13 protein-coding genes are annotated in these 14,336 nt (G+C 64.9%); 5 read left to right on the forward strand and 8 right to left on the reverse strand.

Features of this window, described 5'->3' with window-relative positions:
- Window positions 1–10: 10 nt before the first annotated feature.
- The 5 genes from DB354_RS11485 to DB354_RS11505 form a co-directional block, all read right to left on the reverse strand.
- Window positions 11–2,776: an alpha-L-rhamnosidase gene (locus DB354_RS11485; protein WP_107835767.1), complete on the reverse strand. Its 2,766-nt coding sequence runs from the start codon at window positions 2,774–2,776 to the stop codon at window positions 11–13.
- Entirely contained in the window at window positions 2,776–4,059 is a 1,284-nt protein-coding gene (locus tag DB354_RS11490; protein WP_199226837.1) for an MFS transporter, read from the reverse strand. The genes DB354_RS11485 and DB354_RS11490 overlap by 1 nt, the downstream gene beginning before the upstream one ends.
- Before the next feature lie 178 nt (window positions 4,060–4,237).
- Window positions 4,238–5,260 carry a hypothetical protein gene (locus tag DB354_RS11495; protein ID WP_107835768.1) on the reverse strand — a complete coding sequence of 341 codons (1,023 nt, stop codon included), beginning with the start codon at window positions 5,258–5,260 and terminating at the stop codon, window positions 4,238–4,240.
- Between the two features lie 37 nt (window positions 5,261–5,297).
- Complete coding sequence (locus DB354_RS11500; protein WP_107835769.1) at window positions 5,298–6,347, reverse strand: hypothetical protein; 1,050 nt, start codon at window positions 6,345–6,347, stop codon at window positions 5,298–5,300.
- 11 nt (window positions 6,348–6,358) lie between these two features.
- A complete protein-coding gene (locus DB354_RS11505) occupies window positions 6,359–7,429 on the reverse strand; it encodes a hypothetical protein (protein WP_107835770.1) in 1,071 nt (356 codons plus the stop codon).
- Between the two features lie 258 nt (window positions 7,430–7,687).
- Here DB354_RS11505 and DB354_RS11515 point away from each other — a divergent pair, with 258 nt between their 5' ends.
- The gene (locus tag DB354_RS11515) at window positions 7,688–8,266 is read left to right on the forward strand and encodes a dihydrofolate reductase family protein (RefSeq protein ID WP_107835772.1); all 579 of its coding nucleotides are present in this window, start codon (window positions 7,688–7,690) and stop codon (window positions 8,264–8,266) included.
- Here the strand turns inward: DB354_RS11515 and DB354_RS11520 are convergent.
- Together DB354_RS11520 and DB354_RS11525 are read right to left on the reverse strand one after the other, a co-directional pair.
- Complete coding sequence (locus tag DB354_RS11520) at window positions 8,250–8,717, reverse strand: hypothetical protein (RefSeq protein WP_107835773.1); 468 nt, start codon at window positions 8,715–8,717, stop codon at window positions 8,250–8,252. The genes DB354_RS11515 and DB354_RS11520 overlap by 17 nt on opposite strands.
- A gap of 43 nt (window positions 8,718–8,760) precedes the next feature.
- Window positions 8,761–8,979, reverse strand: a complete 219-nt coding sequence (locus DB354_RS11525) for a hypothetical protein (protein ID WP_107835774.1) — start codon at window positions 8,977–8,979, stop codon at window positions 8,761–8,763.
- 530 nt (window positions 8,980–9,509) lie between these two features.
- Here DB354_RS11525 and DB354_RS11530 point away from each other — a divergent pair.
- The 3 genes from DB354_RS11530 (at window position 9,510) to DB354_RS11535 (ending at window position 11,955) form a co-directional block, all read left to right on the forward strand.
- Window positions 9,510–11,006, forward strand: coding sequence for a beta-galactosidase (locus tag DB354_RS11530; RefSeq protein WP_107835775.1), 1,497 nt, complete (start codon window positions 9,510–9,512; stop codon window positions 11,004–11,006).
- 9 nt (window positions 11,007–11,015) lie between these two features.
- Window positions 11,016–11,366, forward strand: a complete 351-nt coding sequence (locus DB354_RS21980; RefSeq protein WP_146180202.1) for a hypothetical protein — start codon at window positions 11,016–11,018, stop codon at window positions 11,364–11,366.
- 346 nt (window positions 11,367–11,712) lie between these two features.
- Window positions 11,713–11,955 carry a hypothetical protein gene (locus DB354_RS11535; RefSeq protein ID WP_146180203.1) on the forward strand — a complete coding sequence of 81 codons (243 nt, stop codon included), beginning with the start codon at window positions 11,713–11,715 and terminating at the stop codon, window positions 11,953–11,955.
- Between the two features lie 330 nt (window positions 11,956–12,285).
- Here DB354_RS11535 and DB354_RS11540 read toward each other — a convergent pair whose 3' ends face one another.
- On the reverse strand, window positions 12,286–13,326 hold the full coding sequence (locus DB354_RS11540) for a hypothetical protein (protein WP_107835777.1): 1,041 nt from the start codon (window positions 13,324–13,326) through the stop codon (window positions 12,286–12,288).
- Between the two features lie 396 nt (window positions 13,327–13,722).
- On the opposite strand from DB354_RS11540, the gene DB354_RS11545 reads away from it, so the two are divergent.
- Window positions 13,723–14,184, forward strand: coding sequence for a GxxExxY protein (locus tag DB354_RS11545; protein WP_107835778.1), 462 nt, complete (start codon window positions 13,723–13,725; stop codon window positions 14,182–14,184).
- The last annotated feature ends 152 nt before the right edge of the window (window positions 14,185–14,336 follow it).

Raw genomic sequence — 14,336 nt, forward strand, 5'->3', positions numbered from 1 at the left:
TTGGTCCGCGTCAGGAGGCGGGAACGACCGTTTCGAAAGCGTAGCTCCCGCCGGCCGCCAGGCAGGTCAGGGTGTCGCCGTCGCGGCGGACATCGGAGATGCCCGGCGAGGTCTCCAGCGGCGCGTTGTTCTCGGTCACGCCGGCGCCGGGCGGGCTCGGGAACACCACGCGAGCCAGCGTGTTGGCCGGGATGCGCACGTTCCAGGTGAGTCGCCAGCCGTCGAGCTTCCACTCGCTCACGATCTCGCCATGCATCGTGCGGTACGAGGCGCGCGCGTGGGCTAGCACCGGGTTCACGTACGGGCGCAGGACGAAGCGCTCGTACCCGGGCACCTCCGGATCGAGCTCGATGCCGGCCACGTGGCGGAAGAGCCACTCGCCGATCGAGCCGAGGGAGTAGTGGTTGAACGAGTTCATCTGCGGGTTGAAGAACCCGTCCTCGCGCGTCCAGCCGTTCCACCGTTCCCAGATGGTCGTCGCCCCGTGCTTAACCGGGTACAGCCACGAGGGGAACGTGTCCTGCAGAAGGAGCCGGTACGCCACATCGGCGTGGCCGGCGAGGGTCAGCGTGGGATTCAGGTGGCTCACGCCGATGAACCCGGTGCTGAGATGCCAACCGAGGTCGCGGATGTTCGCGACGAGACGCTCGGCCGCGCGGCGCCGCATCTCCGGCGGCAGCAGATCAAACGTGAGCGCCAGGACGTAGGCCGTCTGGGTCTCCACCGTGAGTTGGCCGTCGGCGCGCACGTACTCCGCCTGGAAGGCCTGGCGCACCCGCGCGGCCATCGCATCGAAGCGCCGGGCATCTTCCTCGCGCCCGATCACCCGTGCCATGCGCGCCAGCTTCACCGCGTCATCAGCCCAGTAGGCCGTGGCGAGAAAGGTCTTCATCGGCGACTGCGTGCGAAAACTCGTGTCGGTTGGAATGCACAGCCAGTCCCCATAGTTGTTGCCGAGTTCGTGCTCGCGGATGCCGCGCGGATTCTTCCGCTCGACCCAGTCGAGCCACGCCACCATCGCGCGCCAGTGCCGCTGGATGATGCGGTGGTCGCCGTACACGCGCCACATGGTCCACGGCACGATCACGCCGGCGTCCGCCCACCCTGCCCCGCCGCCGAGGCCGTCGAGACCGACAAACCGCACGTCCTCGCGGGGACGCGGCGCCACGTCCGGGAAGATGCCGTCGGTCGTCTGCGCGTCCTCCACGTCGGTCATCCACTTGGTGAAGAAGGCGGCGACGTCCTGGTTGCAGGTCGCGGTGCGCAGAAACACCTGCGCGTCGCCCATCCAGCCGAGGCGCTCGTCGCGCTGCGGACAGTCGGTCGGCACGGAGATGAAGTTGTCGCGCTGCGACCACACGCCGTTGAGCCAGAGGCGGTTCACCTCGGGGTTCGAGCATTCGAACTGCCCCACCGGCGCCGTCGCCGAGCTGATTGCGCAGCCAGTAAGGTTGTTCACGCCGATCGCCGCGAGACCGGTCACCTCGACGTACTGGAAGCCGTGGAACGTGAAATGCGGCGTCCAGACCTCTTCCAACCCGCCGCGGGTCACGTACACGTCGGTCGACTTCGCACGCCGGAGGTTCTCGGTGTAGAGCGAGCCGTCCGGATTCAGCCGCTCGCCATGCCGCAGGGTCACGCGGGTGCCCGCGGTGACGTTGGCCAGGCGAAGTTGCACGAAGCCCGCGATGTTCTGGCCGAGATCGAAGATGAAGACGCCCGGCGTCTGCTCGTGCATCGCCACCGGCACGAAGCTTTCGATTACGCGCACCGGTTCCGAACGCTGCGCCACCAGCACCGCGGCCGGCGGCGCCACGACCTTGGCCGGCAGCCACGGCCAGGGTGACTCGCTCATCGCGGCCGCCAGCGGGCCGGCGAAGGTCCAGCCGACGCGCTCGCGGCGCGCGTCGTACGTCTCGCCCATTTGAAAGTCCGAACTGAGGATCGGGCCGGTGTCGCACCGCCACGACGCATCCGTGCCGACCACCACGCGGCCGCCGTCCTGCAACTCCAGCTCGAGCTGCACGCAGATACTGTTCTCGAGGTTGTCATACCGCGCGCGCGTTTCCTGCCAGCCGACATAGCCTGTCCACCAACCGTCCCCGAGCGTGGCCGCGAGCACGTTGGGACCGGCACGCACGAGCTCCGTTACGTCGTAGGTACGGTAGTGGATCCGCTTGTCGTAGTCGGTCCACTCGGGCGCAAAGAGGTCATCGCCGATCCGGCGGCCGCCGAGACGCAGTTCAAACACGCCGCGCGCCGTCGCGTACACCGTCGCCCGGCGGACGGGCGTCGTGATCTCGAACTCCTTGCGAAACAGCACTGGCGTCCCCGGCTCGGTCAGCGTCGGGATGGTCGCCTGCGGATCGCGCCGGAAGATCTCCGGATCCGCCGCCACCCAGCTCGCCGTCCATTCCCGCGGGTCCAGCAGGCCCATCGTCCAGCGCGCCGTGGCCGACGTGCTGGTTGCGCCCGTCTCGTCCCAGACCTCGACCGACCAATGGCAGGTGTCACGCGAGCCCAGCGGCTTGCCGGCGTACTCGACGTGCGTGGTCTGACCGGTCTCCACGCGGCCGCTGTCCCAGCGATCCGGCTGACCCGCCGCGAGCTTCTCGGGCGTCGAGGCCACCCGCACCCGGTAGGCGACCTGCCGCGCACCGCGCCGGTCGCTTTCCAGTTCCCAGCTCAGGCGGGGCGTCCGCTCATCGATCCCAAGGGGATCGACGAGGTATTCACAACGGAGATGGGTGACGAGGAGGCCGCGTGCGGTCTTCATTAGGCCCGCTCAGTTTCGATCTGCTCGAGCGATTTGCCAGACGTATCTGGCATGAAGAAGAAGCCCACGCCGCCGCTGATCATGAGGAACAGCGTCAGGAGCAGCGCGAGGAGCCCGACGCCATCATGCGAGAGCTGCGGTACGAAGTAGCTCCAGACGCCGACCGCGACGCGCGCGATGCCGAAAGTGAGGCCCTGCGCGGTGCCGCGGAGCATCGTCGGGAATAGTTCCTGGCTGAAAACCTTGTAGAACGCCTCGCCCGCCAGCGCACCGCCGCCGGCGAAGAGCACGATGTTGGCCACGATCGCGGGGATGCTGAACGGCACCACGATCAGGAGCCCGTAGGCGAAGATCTGCGTGATGGCGCCGATGCCCCAGAGCAGGCGGCGGGTGCGGTAACTGTGGTCGGAGTACCGCATGAACACGGTGACAGTCACGATCATCATCGTGACAAAGGCCGCGCTCGGCAGACCGACGCCGAGCGCCTGGCTGCCTGCGTTGTGGGTCGTGATGAGGAACGAGTTGAACGCGCCCGCCGTGCCGGCGGCCAGGTTCCAGAAGGTGTAGATGGTCGCGGTCCAAACCAGCGCGCGGAGATTCGAACCGGTGAACAGGCTGCGCATGCTGCGCGAGACGGCGGAGGCGGTGCGCGCCGCTTCCTGCCAGCGGGCCGATTCCGCGAGCCCCTGGCGGAGCGCCCAAGTCACAATCGCGACCACGAAGAGGTGGAGGAAGACGATGCGGATGCCGAGGAGGCCGAGGGAGGACAATGCGAGGGCGAGCCAGAGGACGATCGCCGGCCCGAGGCACCACGCGACCTGCGTGAAGCCGAGGAGTTTGCCGCGCGCCTTGGCCGGGGCGAACTCACCCACGAGTGCGAGCGAGGTCGGGACGTCGGCGCCGACGGCGAGGCCGATGATCGCAGTGCCGAGGAACAACATCTCGCGGTTCATCGCGAGGGCGATGAACAGGATGCCCACGGCGTACACCATCAGGTCGTATTGGTAGATCCGCTTGCGGCCGAGTTTGTCGCCCAGCCAGCCGCCAAGCATGGCGCCAAGCGCGCAACCGATGGCATTCGGGCCGATCGCCGCGAGCAGGCCGATGGCGCCGTCGCCGAGGTTGAACTCCTTTTGGAAGAGCGCCATGCCCGCGCCGAGGGCGACGATCGAGCCGGCGTCGAGGTACGACGCCATGCCGGCAAGCGCCGACCATTTCCATTGCTGACGCGTGATGGCGGGGCTGCTGCCGGCGACGTCGGAGTGAGACGGGGCTGAACTCATGGGGTCCTCAGGCTGAAGCGGTAATCTAGAAAGGGGAAATTCCGAGTATGCCTTGGTCAATCCGAGAACTCTTCCGCGATTGGCGAGTTTTGTCCCCGCATCCTAAGGTCCCTCGGCTCCGCTTAACTCACGCGCTCGTTCGTGCGCTCGCCATCGCTCTCGTGCTCACCCCGCCCAACTACTCCCCCGCTGGCTTCAGCGCGTCGGTGCGCAACGCATCCTGCCGTTCGAGCTTCTGGAACACGGCATCGAAGGTAAAGCCGGCGATGAAACCGAAGGCCACGGCCATCGCCAGCACGGGAAAGCTGCTCGGACTGGCATCCGTGAACAGGTGACTGAGGATATACATCACGCCGGAAATCGCCCCGGCGGCCGCCCCGAGCGCGATCGTCTTTGCCTGCGGTACGCCGTCGGTCGGTCGCAATAGCCGCATCGTCGCCCCGGAAGCGCCGGCCAGCGCCGGGGCGACGAACAGTAGATAGATGAACCAGCCCGCCCCCTTCTCGTCGCGCAACAACTGGTACCCCAACGGCAGCGCCAGGATCCAGCCCAGGAGCAGCAGGATCGCCGCCATGCTCCAACGTCTGCCGGCCGTCTCAGTCGCGCAGGCGTGCCGGCGTCTCGCCTGTGTCGCCAATGAATCCACCCAATGTTCGATTCGTTTCGGGTCGGCATCCCGGCCCATGTCCTGGACTTCAGCCTTGGCCGCGAGGCCGCGCCCGTTGGCGAGCAGGCTCCAGATCTTTTCCGCACTGCCGCCGAACGCCCGGAGCGCAAGGACGGGCACGCGATTCGCGAGGGCGACGACGCCGGCAATGTACGTCGCGTTGCCTCCGCCGATGAGCACGACGCCATCCGCCTCGGCCAGCGAACTGTAGAAAGACATCTCCCAATCGGGCGAGTTGTCCACCTGGGGATCGAAGACCTCCGGGTGCGGCGCACACTCGGGGAACCCCATCGCGCCGGCTTGCGTGCCGGAATACTGGACGCGGACCGAGCCAGGCTTCGCGCCAGCCGCGACGTAGCCGCGCACCGCGTCCCGTTCGATGAAGTTTCCCGCGTACACGATCAATCCATAGCCACGTTTGGCCAGCATCGCGCCAAGCTCGGCCGCGGTCTGGCGCGCGCGCGACGCGTCGCGGAGCGGAGGATCGTAGGCCCGATCCTGCTCGGCGCTGCCGATGACCGAGATGAATTTCACGTGTTGCTTTTGGCGCAGAGTCAGGGCGATGGGACGACTAGACGGTCGGGCCGTTCAGAAAGTAGACGGCGACCGCAAACTCGAAGCAGTTGGTGACCTCGCGATTCTCCTCGAAGCCGAACCGCAGCCCGAGCGCTTCCTGTACCTTGATGGCGCTGGCCTCGCTGCCGCCCAGAACGGCGGGCGCAATGTGCTCATAGAATCCCTCCACGCACTGGATCACCTTCTGCGCCGCGATATCGCGATCGGTGTAGTGCCGTTTGGCCATCAACCGCTCCGTCTTGACCTGAATCCAGTCCGCCATCGGCCCATCGGCCCTGATCTTCCCGGTCGCGGGGTCAATATAGCGCTCATGGAGATAGGCACTCACGGGCTCAAAGCTCAATCGGGCCGCCTTGTGACTGTGGTCGTTGATCAATCTCCACAGGACACCTTCAGCAGCCTGATAGTCGGAGACCGCCTGCTCCGTCCCCCAGCCACGCCCTTTGCCCTCCCAGATCAGGTACGCCCCGAGTTCGACGACGCGCGACAGCCACATGCGTCCGTCCTTGCCTTCAATTCGCCAATAGGAGTCGGCGCGCAGATCGTGGACCAGATCGATCTCGCGGTGGATGACGTCCCACGCCAGTCGCGTTTCCGCGCGCGCCCAGTCCTCGTCTTGCCGCCGGTGGGCTTCTTCGCCGCCCACGTGCCGCAGGTAAATCGCCGCCAGTTCACTGGCGGATCGCGAATCGTGCCAGCGCTTGATCCGCTCGCGACCAAGTTCGTCCGCCCGTCGGCGCACCCGCTCGTCCAAATCGAGGTCGGCGTAGCCGGATTCCGATTCGCTGGCAAAGGTCGGAGGCGGCGGCAGCGCAATATCCACGACCTCCCCCAAGGCAGGGCGGGCGGTCCGCCATTGTTCGAGGGCCCCTCGACACCAGAGATAGTCTTCGGGCTGGTGCGTCTCGCCGGCGGCAACGCTCAACGTCGCGAGCAACTGATTCAACTTGGTGGTGAACCCCCTCCGGTCTGCGACGTAAGCATCCTGGCAGAAGGCCTGGAACAGCTCTCGGTGCTGCTTTTGGACAAATTGTAGGTTGGTCATGGTCAGTCGGCCTATCGGCCATTGCAGGCAGCAAAAGCGCTACAGATGCGTTCTTCCGTCGTACGCACCATTTCGCGGGTGGTGTAGATGAGGTCCTCCGTTGCGATCCTCAGCGGATCGGCGGTGCCAAGGAGTTCCCGGCGGGGATGGTCGCCGGCCAGGACCCTGCCCATGCCCAGCTCGGTCTCGCCGTATGTCTGCCGGAGCCGCGCGATGCACGCCCGGAAGGTGTCAAACTCTCGTCGGCAGGCTTCGGCCGTCGAGTGCCCTGCATCCAAGGCGGCGGTCAGATCCTGCAGCATCGCTTCGATCCGCCGCAGTCTATCTTCGGCCAACGCGGGGACGATCCGCTGGGCGAAGAGTTGCCGGCAATAGCCCCAGTGCTGCAACGCGTCCTTGAACGACGCCGTGGTGCCGGACAGGAGCGCCTGGGCGCTGTCGCTCAACCGGATCAGATGGCTCGCCGCCGTATCCATCTCGCGGCACAGGTGGTCGGCGTAGGTCAGGATCTCCTGGGTATAGGACCAGAACGGCGGCATGAGCACAGCCCCTTGGTTCGCGGTCAGGGCATGTATCGCCGGGGCATCGTCGAGGATGACCCGCGCCTTGCGGCTGCGCTGCTGCAGTTCCCGAATCTTGATGGCGAGGCGATCCGCGAGGGCCTGCTTGCCGCGCTGATGCTTCAGTTCACCGCTGCTGTATTCAAGGACGCCATGGCTCCGGAGGTCCGCCGGGAGATTCTCCGCGTTGTTGATCAGGATGAGCGTCGGTTTGCCCAAGGCATCGGCCAGGCCGAGTTCGTACGTGACGTTGGGGTTGACGGGGTGGCGCGCGTCGGGGGTGCAGATGGCAACCACCATCGCCGACTGCGAGATCTCCTGCCGGATCGTGGCGATGAAATCCTTGCCCGTGGTCTTTCGCTCAATCCAGTAGGGCGCCAGATGGGCCTGGTCTACCGCATCGTTGATGACCGACGTGATCGGTTCACACCGCCCGTCGTGGATGGCGAAAGGATAGGCGACGAAACACTGGTCGGTGATCCTGGGAACATCGACCGCAATGACGAAGTGGGGCTCGGGCATGGCGTTGGCTCCTGTGGGTATGTGAGCACGCGCGCTAGCCTGGGGTGTGAGACAGCGACCCTAGTTGCGTGCGAGCAATCCCGGCAACGACAAACTCGCCCCGCCCACGACCTCCCCGGCATCGGCGGCCGCCGTTTGCCGCAGCGCGGGCGCCGCATCCCCTCCAAATTCGACAAATTCAGAAATGCCCATCGCGTGGTGGGCTGCGCGGTTCGCGATCGAGCCGTTGCTGCCCCACTTCCTGATCACGTGCGACTCATGAAAACCCAATACTTCACCGCCAGCAGCCTCGACGGATACATCGCCACCGAGGACGATTCGATCGACTGGCTGTTCCCGCTGGGCGATATCAACGCCACCAGCTATCCGGCCTTCTTCGCGCAGGTGGGCGCGCTGGCCATGGGCTCCTCGACCTACGAGTGGATGCTCCGCCACACCCAGGCGGTCGCCGACCAGACCGGTTCCGCGTGGCCCTACCCCCAGCCGACCTGGGTGTTCTCCCGGCGCCCCCTGCCCGCGATCCCCGACGCCACGCTGCACTTCGTCCAAGGCGACGTCCGGCCCGTGCACGCGGCCATGCGCGCCGCCGCCGGCGACAAGAACCTCTGGATCGTCGGCGGTGGCGACCTCGCCGGCCAGTTCCACGACGCCGGACTGCTCGACGAAATCATCGTGCAAGTCGCGTCCGTCACCCTCGGCCGCGGCAAACCCCTCTTCCCCCGCCGCCTCACAACGCCTCCGCTCATCCTCACCTCCGCCCGCCAAGTCGGCCCCGGCCTCGCCGAGCTGCACTACCAAGTGCCCGCCGTGCCACCGCGTTCTACGCCGCGGTCTTGAGCGTCGCGCCGTTCACAACCCAGGAGCCTGCTTCGCAAGAGAGCGTGATCTCCCAGACCTCGAGCCCGTCACTCGCTGCAAAGACCTCCACGGACAACTCCGCGGTATTTCTCATTAGTCTCAGCGCACGCACGGACACTATGCTCGCCCGTCTACCATCAAGCGTTAGCACCAAGGAGCGGCTCGTCGCATCGCGTGCGGTTATCGGAAGGCAGATCGACTTTGCGAACTTCGAAATCTCCGCGCGGGTCTGTTCGCTCTCGTCGATCAAGTACACCTCGGGAGCCGGTGCCCATTTCGAGGCAATGTCACGAATCGCGTAGACATATCCCGCCAGCACTGGATCGCTCACGGCACGGCCGGGGCTCCGACACGACATCACTCCGAACGCGGCAACCGTGACGACCGTCCACACCCCGAGACACTTCGCCTGATAGAGGGCACCTCTCATGCCGGGCAGCACAGAGGCTTTCAATGCAGGCGTCGAGCGCTGCCTAGCTTCCCGCTTTGGTGTCGGCGACCGCGACGTATCCATGCGCGACAGCGATGATGCTCTCGATCCCGCCGACGAGCGGGATGGCGGGGTCGGTCAGGATACCGTGGGCGGCACCCCAGAAGCTGTTGAGCGCGAAACCGGCCATGTTCACCGCCACCGCCGCCGCGATGATCGCCCGGACTCGTGAGCGCGGCAGCCGACACGCGAGAAAGAGCACTCATCGTCGCGTCAGCGCCGCGCGTGATTAGCCAGAACGGATGACGTCGTGCAACCCCGCACACGTGCCCCGTGCGACAGCCTACCTGCATTCGGGGCCGGGCGCTCTCCTGCTCGATCTCTGCGCTCTCCGCGCGCTCCTGGCCAACCCCGCCACAAACTCTGCCACTGTATCCAGCCAATTACGTGGTCATTTCACGCGCCCGCCTCATCGATTCGCCGGATTCGGAGGGCCCGTTTTCGTGCCTCATTGTGCCTTTTGGTGGCCAACACTGCCTTTGCGATAGGCTGTTGGCGATAAGCGGTGGGCCTTGGGCTTCCGAACGGCCGACACGAATAGCCGATAACCAATACCTCACCATTTTGCGCCTTCTGCGCCTCTTTGCGGCCCCACCCAATCCGCCGCTCCCCGTTCTCCGTTCTCCGTCCTCCGTGGCCCGCGCCCCGTGGCGAAAAAGGCGCGCGGTTGGCGGAATTGGCGACTCGTAGTCTCGAAACTGCCACGTACTAAGGAGGCATCCTTCGCTTTCCATGCCGTCCCTCCCCGACTCCTCCGCCCACCTGCCCGCTTCCCCGTCCGGCCTGACCGCCTCGCGCCGCCAGTTCGTCCAGTTCGGTCTCGCCGCCGCCGGCGTGCTCGCCTTCCTGCCGCGCCGCGGGCTCGCCGCCGAGTTGCTCCAGTCCGGCGAACTGCCCGACCTCGGCCGGCTCCGGCCGCGTCACGCGCGCGACATCACGGCTTCCCCGCTCTCCATCGGTTTCGAGACGCTCGACCGCTACCAGTTCGATCCGACGCGCACGTACGCGCATCTCGGCAAGCTCGGTGTGAAGTGGGCCCGCGCCCAAACCGGCTGGGCCCGCTGCGAGTCCGAAAAGGGCAAATACGACTTCCGCTGGCTCGACGAGATCGTCGACGGCCTCCGCGCCGAAGGCATCGAGGCGTGGTTCAATCTCGGTTACGGCAACCAGCTCTACACCAAGGACGCCCCCGATGTCTCCGCCGTGGGCTTCGCTCCGATCTTCACACCCGAGGCGCGCGCCGGCTGGATCGCCTTCGTCGACGCCCTCGCCGCTCACTTCGCCACCCGCGTCAAGAAGTGGGAGATCTGGAATGAGCCCAACGGGAAGAAATTCTGGCGGCCGCAACAGCCAGACGCGGCCGGCTACGTCGAGTTGGTCAAGCTCACCGCGCCGGTCATCCGCAAACGCATCCCGGACGCGACGCTCATCGGGCTCGCCCAGTTCGGCTGCAAGATGGAGTACACGCAGAAGGCCCTCGCGGCCGGCCTCGCCGACCACGTCGACCGGATTTCCTTCCACCCGTACGGCGCGCTGCCGGAACGCTGCGAGTCCTACGTTGCCCAGGTGCGCCAGCTCCTCGGCCCGAAGTACGGCCAGGTGAAACTCTGGCAGGGCGAGTGCGGCGCCGCGTCCGATCCCGCGACCGAGAGCGGCACGAACAAGCAGGGCCAGAAGTGGAACGAGGAACTGCAGGCCAAGTGGCTTCTGCGCCGCATCCTCACCGACCTCCGGCTCGAGATCGAGGTCACCTCCTACTTCACGACGGTCGACCTCACGAAGTACAACTGGGGCGACGGCAAATCCAACCACGCCCAGTCGTTCGGCGTGCTGCGCGGCAAGGACTACAGCCCAAAACCGTCGTACTTCGCGTATCAGACGCTGTGCACGCTCATCGACGCCGACTCGCACTTGAACTCGAGCCTGGAAGTGCGGCCCGCCGCGATGGACGAACATTTCCGTTCGGTCGGCTTCACACGCCAGGGCAAGGCCCTCTTCGCGTATTGGTCCGCCACCGAAATTCTCGACCAGGTGGCGCCGAAACAAACGTCGCTGCGGCTGCAGACGCCCGCGGGTTCGACAATCGAGAATCCTGTCATGGTCGATCCGCTCACGCAGCGCGTGTACGCGCTGAAAGGCCGTGCGGCCGATGGCGCTCTCACACTCGCCGACATGCCGTTGCGCGATTACCCGCTGATCATCGCCGATCGCAGCATCGTGCCTGTATGATTTCGCGCGGTGCGCGAAATCATCACCGCCCGCGCAACGCGGGCGGGATTGAAGGGCGGAATTCTTGTGCGCGAAACCGTGCAGGGATTTGCGGAGATTCGCAGAAATCCGAACGGAGTTTCGAAGACGATTCCGGAGGCTCTGATTCAAAAACGCGGCGAGTTTGAGCGGAGCCGCGAAGAAGCCGGTTCGATCTTGATGAACCCAGCCGCGATTTGCCGTGGATTCCTTCCGCATTCCAACAAGGAGGCAGTAGAAATGCCGCGCCTTCCTTCCGCGAGTATCCGGACATTATCGCGCGAGTATCCGGACATTATGGCGGAGTATCTGGACATTATTCCGCAATTAATTGCACCATAGGCGGTAATAATTGCAGCCATCGTACCCTATGGGTCCTCGGTCTGCGTCACGCGAGCGTGGAGGCGCAACCAACTCAGTCGAAACGAGGGCGCGCAAGGGGCGCCTCAGGGGCTCTCGCGCGCGCCCCATGGGGCGGAAAGGGGCAACCCATGCGCCTCGGTCCCGCGCCCAAACTGCAGCAGATGGGCGGGCTTGCCTGCAAATCCAGCGCCGCTTTTACGCCGGCGCGCCCACCGCCGAAATCCCTCCCCCACCTTCTCTCGTTTTTGCGCCGCGCAAAAACGAGAGCCTCAAAACGAAAGTGGCGAATCGGGTTCGAATGTGCACGTTCGCCCGGTTCGTCGCCATGCGTTCCCAAAGACTCACTCCTCGCGTCAGAGAAGCCCTGCGCCAACTCGCTGCCGGGCCGCAGGACATGCGCGACGACGCGCTGCACGCCTTGATCAACGACGAGATGCGCAAGCTCCCCATCGACGAGATCGAGTTTGTCCGCGATCGCGTGCGCTACACCTGCCCGCCCGGTCCAATGGTGCAGTCCGTCGTCCTCATGTTGAACGGCCTCATCGATCTGAAGCGGCTCGGGCTCTGAGCCGGCCGTTCAGATCCGTCCGCCACCTTCTTCACCTCGTGTGCGTGTGCTTCGGAGTCTGTGGCTCGAATCCAAAGACCCAGACTCCCGATCCATTCTACAGGAGGCAACAGAGGCAAGGGAGGGCTTCAGGCCGCGGAGGATCAAACTCGAATCGGCCGCTCTGTTACCTCCCTTACCTCCTGTGGAGCGCCTTGGAGAAAGCTGAGGTACAAGCGTGACTCAGTTTTCGACCGCATGAAGGCAGAATGCGGTGGACGTTGCAGGTCCACAGCCCAGCGGAGCGCGGTCTCAGCCCACTCTCACTCTCACTTTCACTCCACCGGCCATTTAGTGCCGTGTTTCCTGCAGCGCCTTGAGCACCACGGCCATCGAGGTGCGCCAGTTCTCGGGATACTGTTCGGAAACTTCGAAGGCCAGTCGGCGGCCATCGGGCGCGGCTTCCGCGGCGCGTTTCAGCACAAGCTCACGCAGTTGCGCCTCCGGCAGCTCGTAGCAGCCGACGTTGATGTTCGACCAGAACAGCTTGTTCGGCCACGCGGCTCGCGCTTCGGCCAGAGTCAGATCGCCTTCCGGCGGCGGCGTCAGCGACTCGATCAGGTCAATCGGCGCCTGCGCGATCAGATCACGACAGACCGCCAGTTGGCCGTCGTAGTGGCAGCCGATGAGTTTTCCGGCGGCATGCAGAATGGGGAAACACTCCTCGTAAACCGGCACATGAAACTCGGCGTAGCGCTTCGGCCCGAGCGTGTTCGCCATGAAATTCTCGAGGTTTGAGAGGTAGCGCCCCGGCCCTTTCGCCACCACCTCGCTGATCTGCCGGAACTGCTTCAACAGCGCCGCGTACAGCAGCCGCACCTCCTCCTCGAGTTCGATCAGGTGGAAGCTGAAGTTCTCCAGCCCGGCGAGGTCGACCTGGATCTGCTGCAGCGGCGTCCGCCACAGCTCCGGGATCGCGATGCCGTACGGCGGCAGCGCGTCCGCCTGCGCCTGGTACGCTGCATATGCGGGCAGGATGTCCGTGTGCTCCACGATGTACGCCATCACCCGGTAATCCTCCGGCGTTTCCAGGAAGTACTTCTGGCGCCAGCCGTTTTCAAAGGTCGTGTACACCTCGCCGATCGGCGTCTTCCGGGTGAGCCGCCGAAGCGTCTTCCCGCCTTCCTCCCAGGTGCGGTCGTCCGTCTCGACGCCGCGCATCCGCATCTCGAACGAGCGCAGGTACCAGGTGACGCCCAGTCCGAGGTCGTAGAGCGGCTGCCAACCGGGGTCTTTGCAGGTGTGCCGCCACTCGTTCCAGTAGATCGTGTACGGGATCTGATCCGGGCGTTCACCGCTCCAAAAGGCATCAATGCGCTCGCGAATGTTCATGGGGAAGAAACTGCCCCAGCTTCTCCCGCCCTTCCCCGCCCCGTGCAAACCCGCCGCCGACTGACGGTACGGCAGCCCTCGCGGGTGAGCCTCAAGAAACGTCCGGCGCTGGTTGCGCTCTCGTCAGCGCTCATAGTTTTCCCCTGCCTCAAACCTCCCTTGCCTCTGTTGCCTCCTGTAGAACGGATTGGTGCTTTGGCTATCCGGGGCCCGGAACTCCAAGGCATTTTACAGGAGGCAAGGGAGGCAACAGAGGGCCCGATCCGAGGCGCGACCCTGCCTCAAACCTCCCTTGGCTCTGTTACCTCCTGTAGAACGGATCGAGTACGCGTGGTTTTTACGCTTATACTTCGTACATTCTTGATAACTTCTTTGGATGACGGATGCTCTCAGGCCATGCATCCTCTATACCCCAAGGCCGCCTCCTTGACTCATGGTATTATTGCCGCGGCGATCGAAGTTCATCGGGACAAGGGACCTGGGCTCATCGAATCAATCTACGAGTGGGCGTTGGGCCACGAACTCAACCTGCAGGGGCTTGCCTTTGATGAGCAGCGGGAGGTTCAGGTCAGATACAAGCAGTTCGTTCGCCGCGATCCGCTGCGCTTTGATGTGCTCGTAGAGAAGTGTGTTTTGGTCGAGGCGAAGTCAGTCGAACGTGTTCTGCCGGTGCACCGCGCGCAGCTCTTGAGCTATATGAAACTTCTCGATGTACCCCTCGGGCTGCTGATCAACTTCAACGTGACTCGGCTGACTGAGGGCGTGAGCCGCCTCATGCTCCCCGGTGCCAACCTGGACGCCGCAGGGCTGGAACGTTTGCAGGCAGAGAAGCGGCAAAACACCTGGCGAGGGAGATAGATGAGAACACAGGAACCGCAGCGTTCCGAGGTTTGGGCTCCAATCCGGACCTCCCTTGCCTCCGTTCCCTCCTGTAAAATGGATCGGTGGTTTGGGTATCCGAGCCCCGGATTTCCAAGGCATTTCTACAGGAGCTAAGGGAGGCAACAGAG

The sequence above is a fragment of the Opitutus sp. ER46 genome (genome assembly GCF_003054705.1).
In the GTDB taxonomy this organism is placed as follows: domain Bacteria; phylum Verrucomicrobiota; class Verrucomicrobiia; order Opitutales; family Opitutaceae; genus ER46.

Bases quoted from the DNA above. Each gene is read 5' to 3' on its own strand.
- DB354_RS11540 (WP_107835777.1), bottom strand. From the start codon at position 13,326: ATGAACATTCGCGAGCGCATTGATGCCTTTTGGAGCGGTGAACGCCCG.
- DB354_RS11485 (WP_107835767.1), bottom strand. From the start codon at position 2,776: ATGAAGACCGCACGCGGCCTCCTCGTCACCCATCTCCGTTGTGAATAC.
- DB354_RS11535 (WP_146180203.1), top strand. From the start codon at position 11,713: ATGCGTTCCCAAAGACTCACTCCTCGCGTCAGAGAAGCCCTGCGCCAA.
- DB354_RS11520 (WP_107835773.1), bottom strand. From the start codon at position 8,717: ATGAGAGGTGCCCTCTATCAGGCGAAGTGTCTCGGGGTGTGGACGGTC.
- DB354_RS11500 (WP_107835769.1), bottom strand. From the start codon at position 6,347: ATGACCAACCTACAATTTGTCCAAAAGCAGCACCGAGAGCTGTTCCAG.
- DB354_RS11505 (WP_107835770.1), bottom strand. From the start codon at position 7,429: ATGCCCGAGCCCCACTTCGTCATTGCGGTCGATGTTCCCAGGATCACC.
- DB354_RS11530 (WP_107835775.1), top strand. From the start codon at position 9,510: ATGCCGTCCCTCCCCGACTCCTCCGCCCACCTGCCCGCTTCCCCGTCC.
- DB354_RS11490 (WP_199226837.1), bottom strand. From the start codon at position 4,059: ATGAGTTCAGCCCCGTCTCACTCCGACGTCGCCGGCAGCAGCCCCGCC.
- DB354_RS11545 (WP_107835778.1), top strand. From the start codon at position 13,723: ATGCATCCTCTATACCCCAAGGCCGCCTCCTTGACTCATGGTATTATT.
- DB354_RS11515 (WP_107835772.1), top strand. From the start codon at position 7,688: ATGAAAACCCAATACTTCACCGCCAGCAGCCTCGACGGATACATCGCC.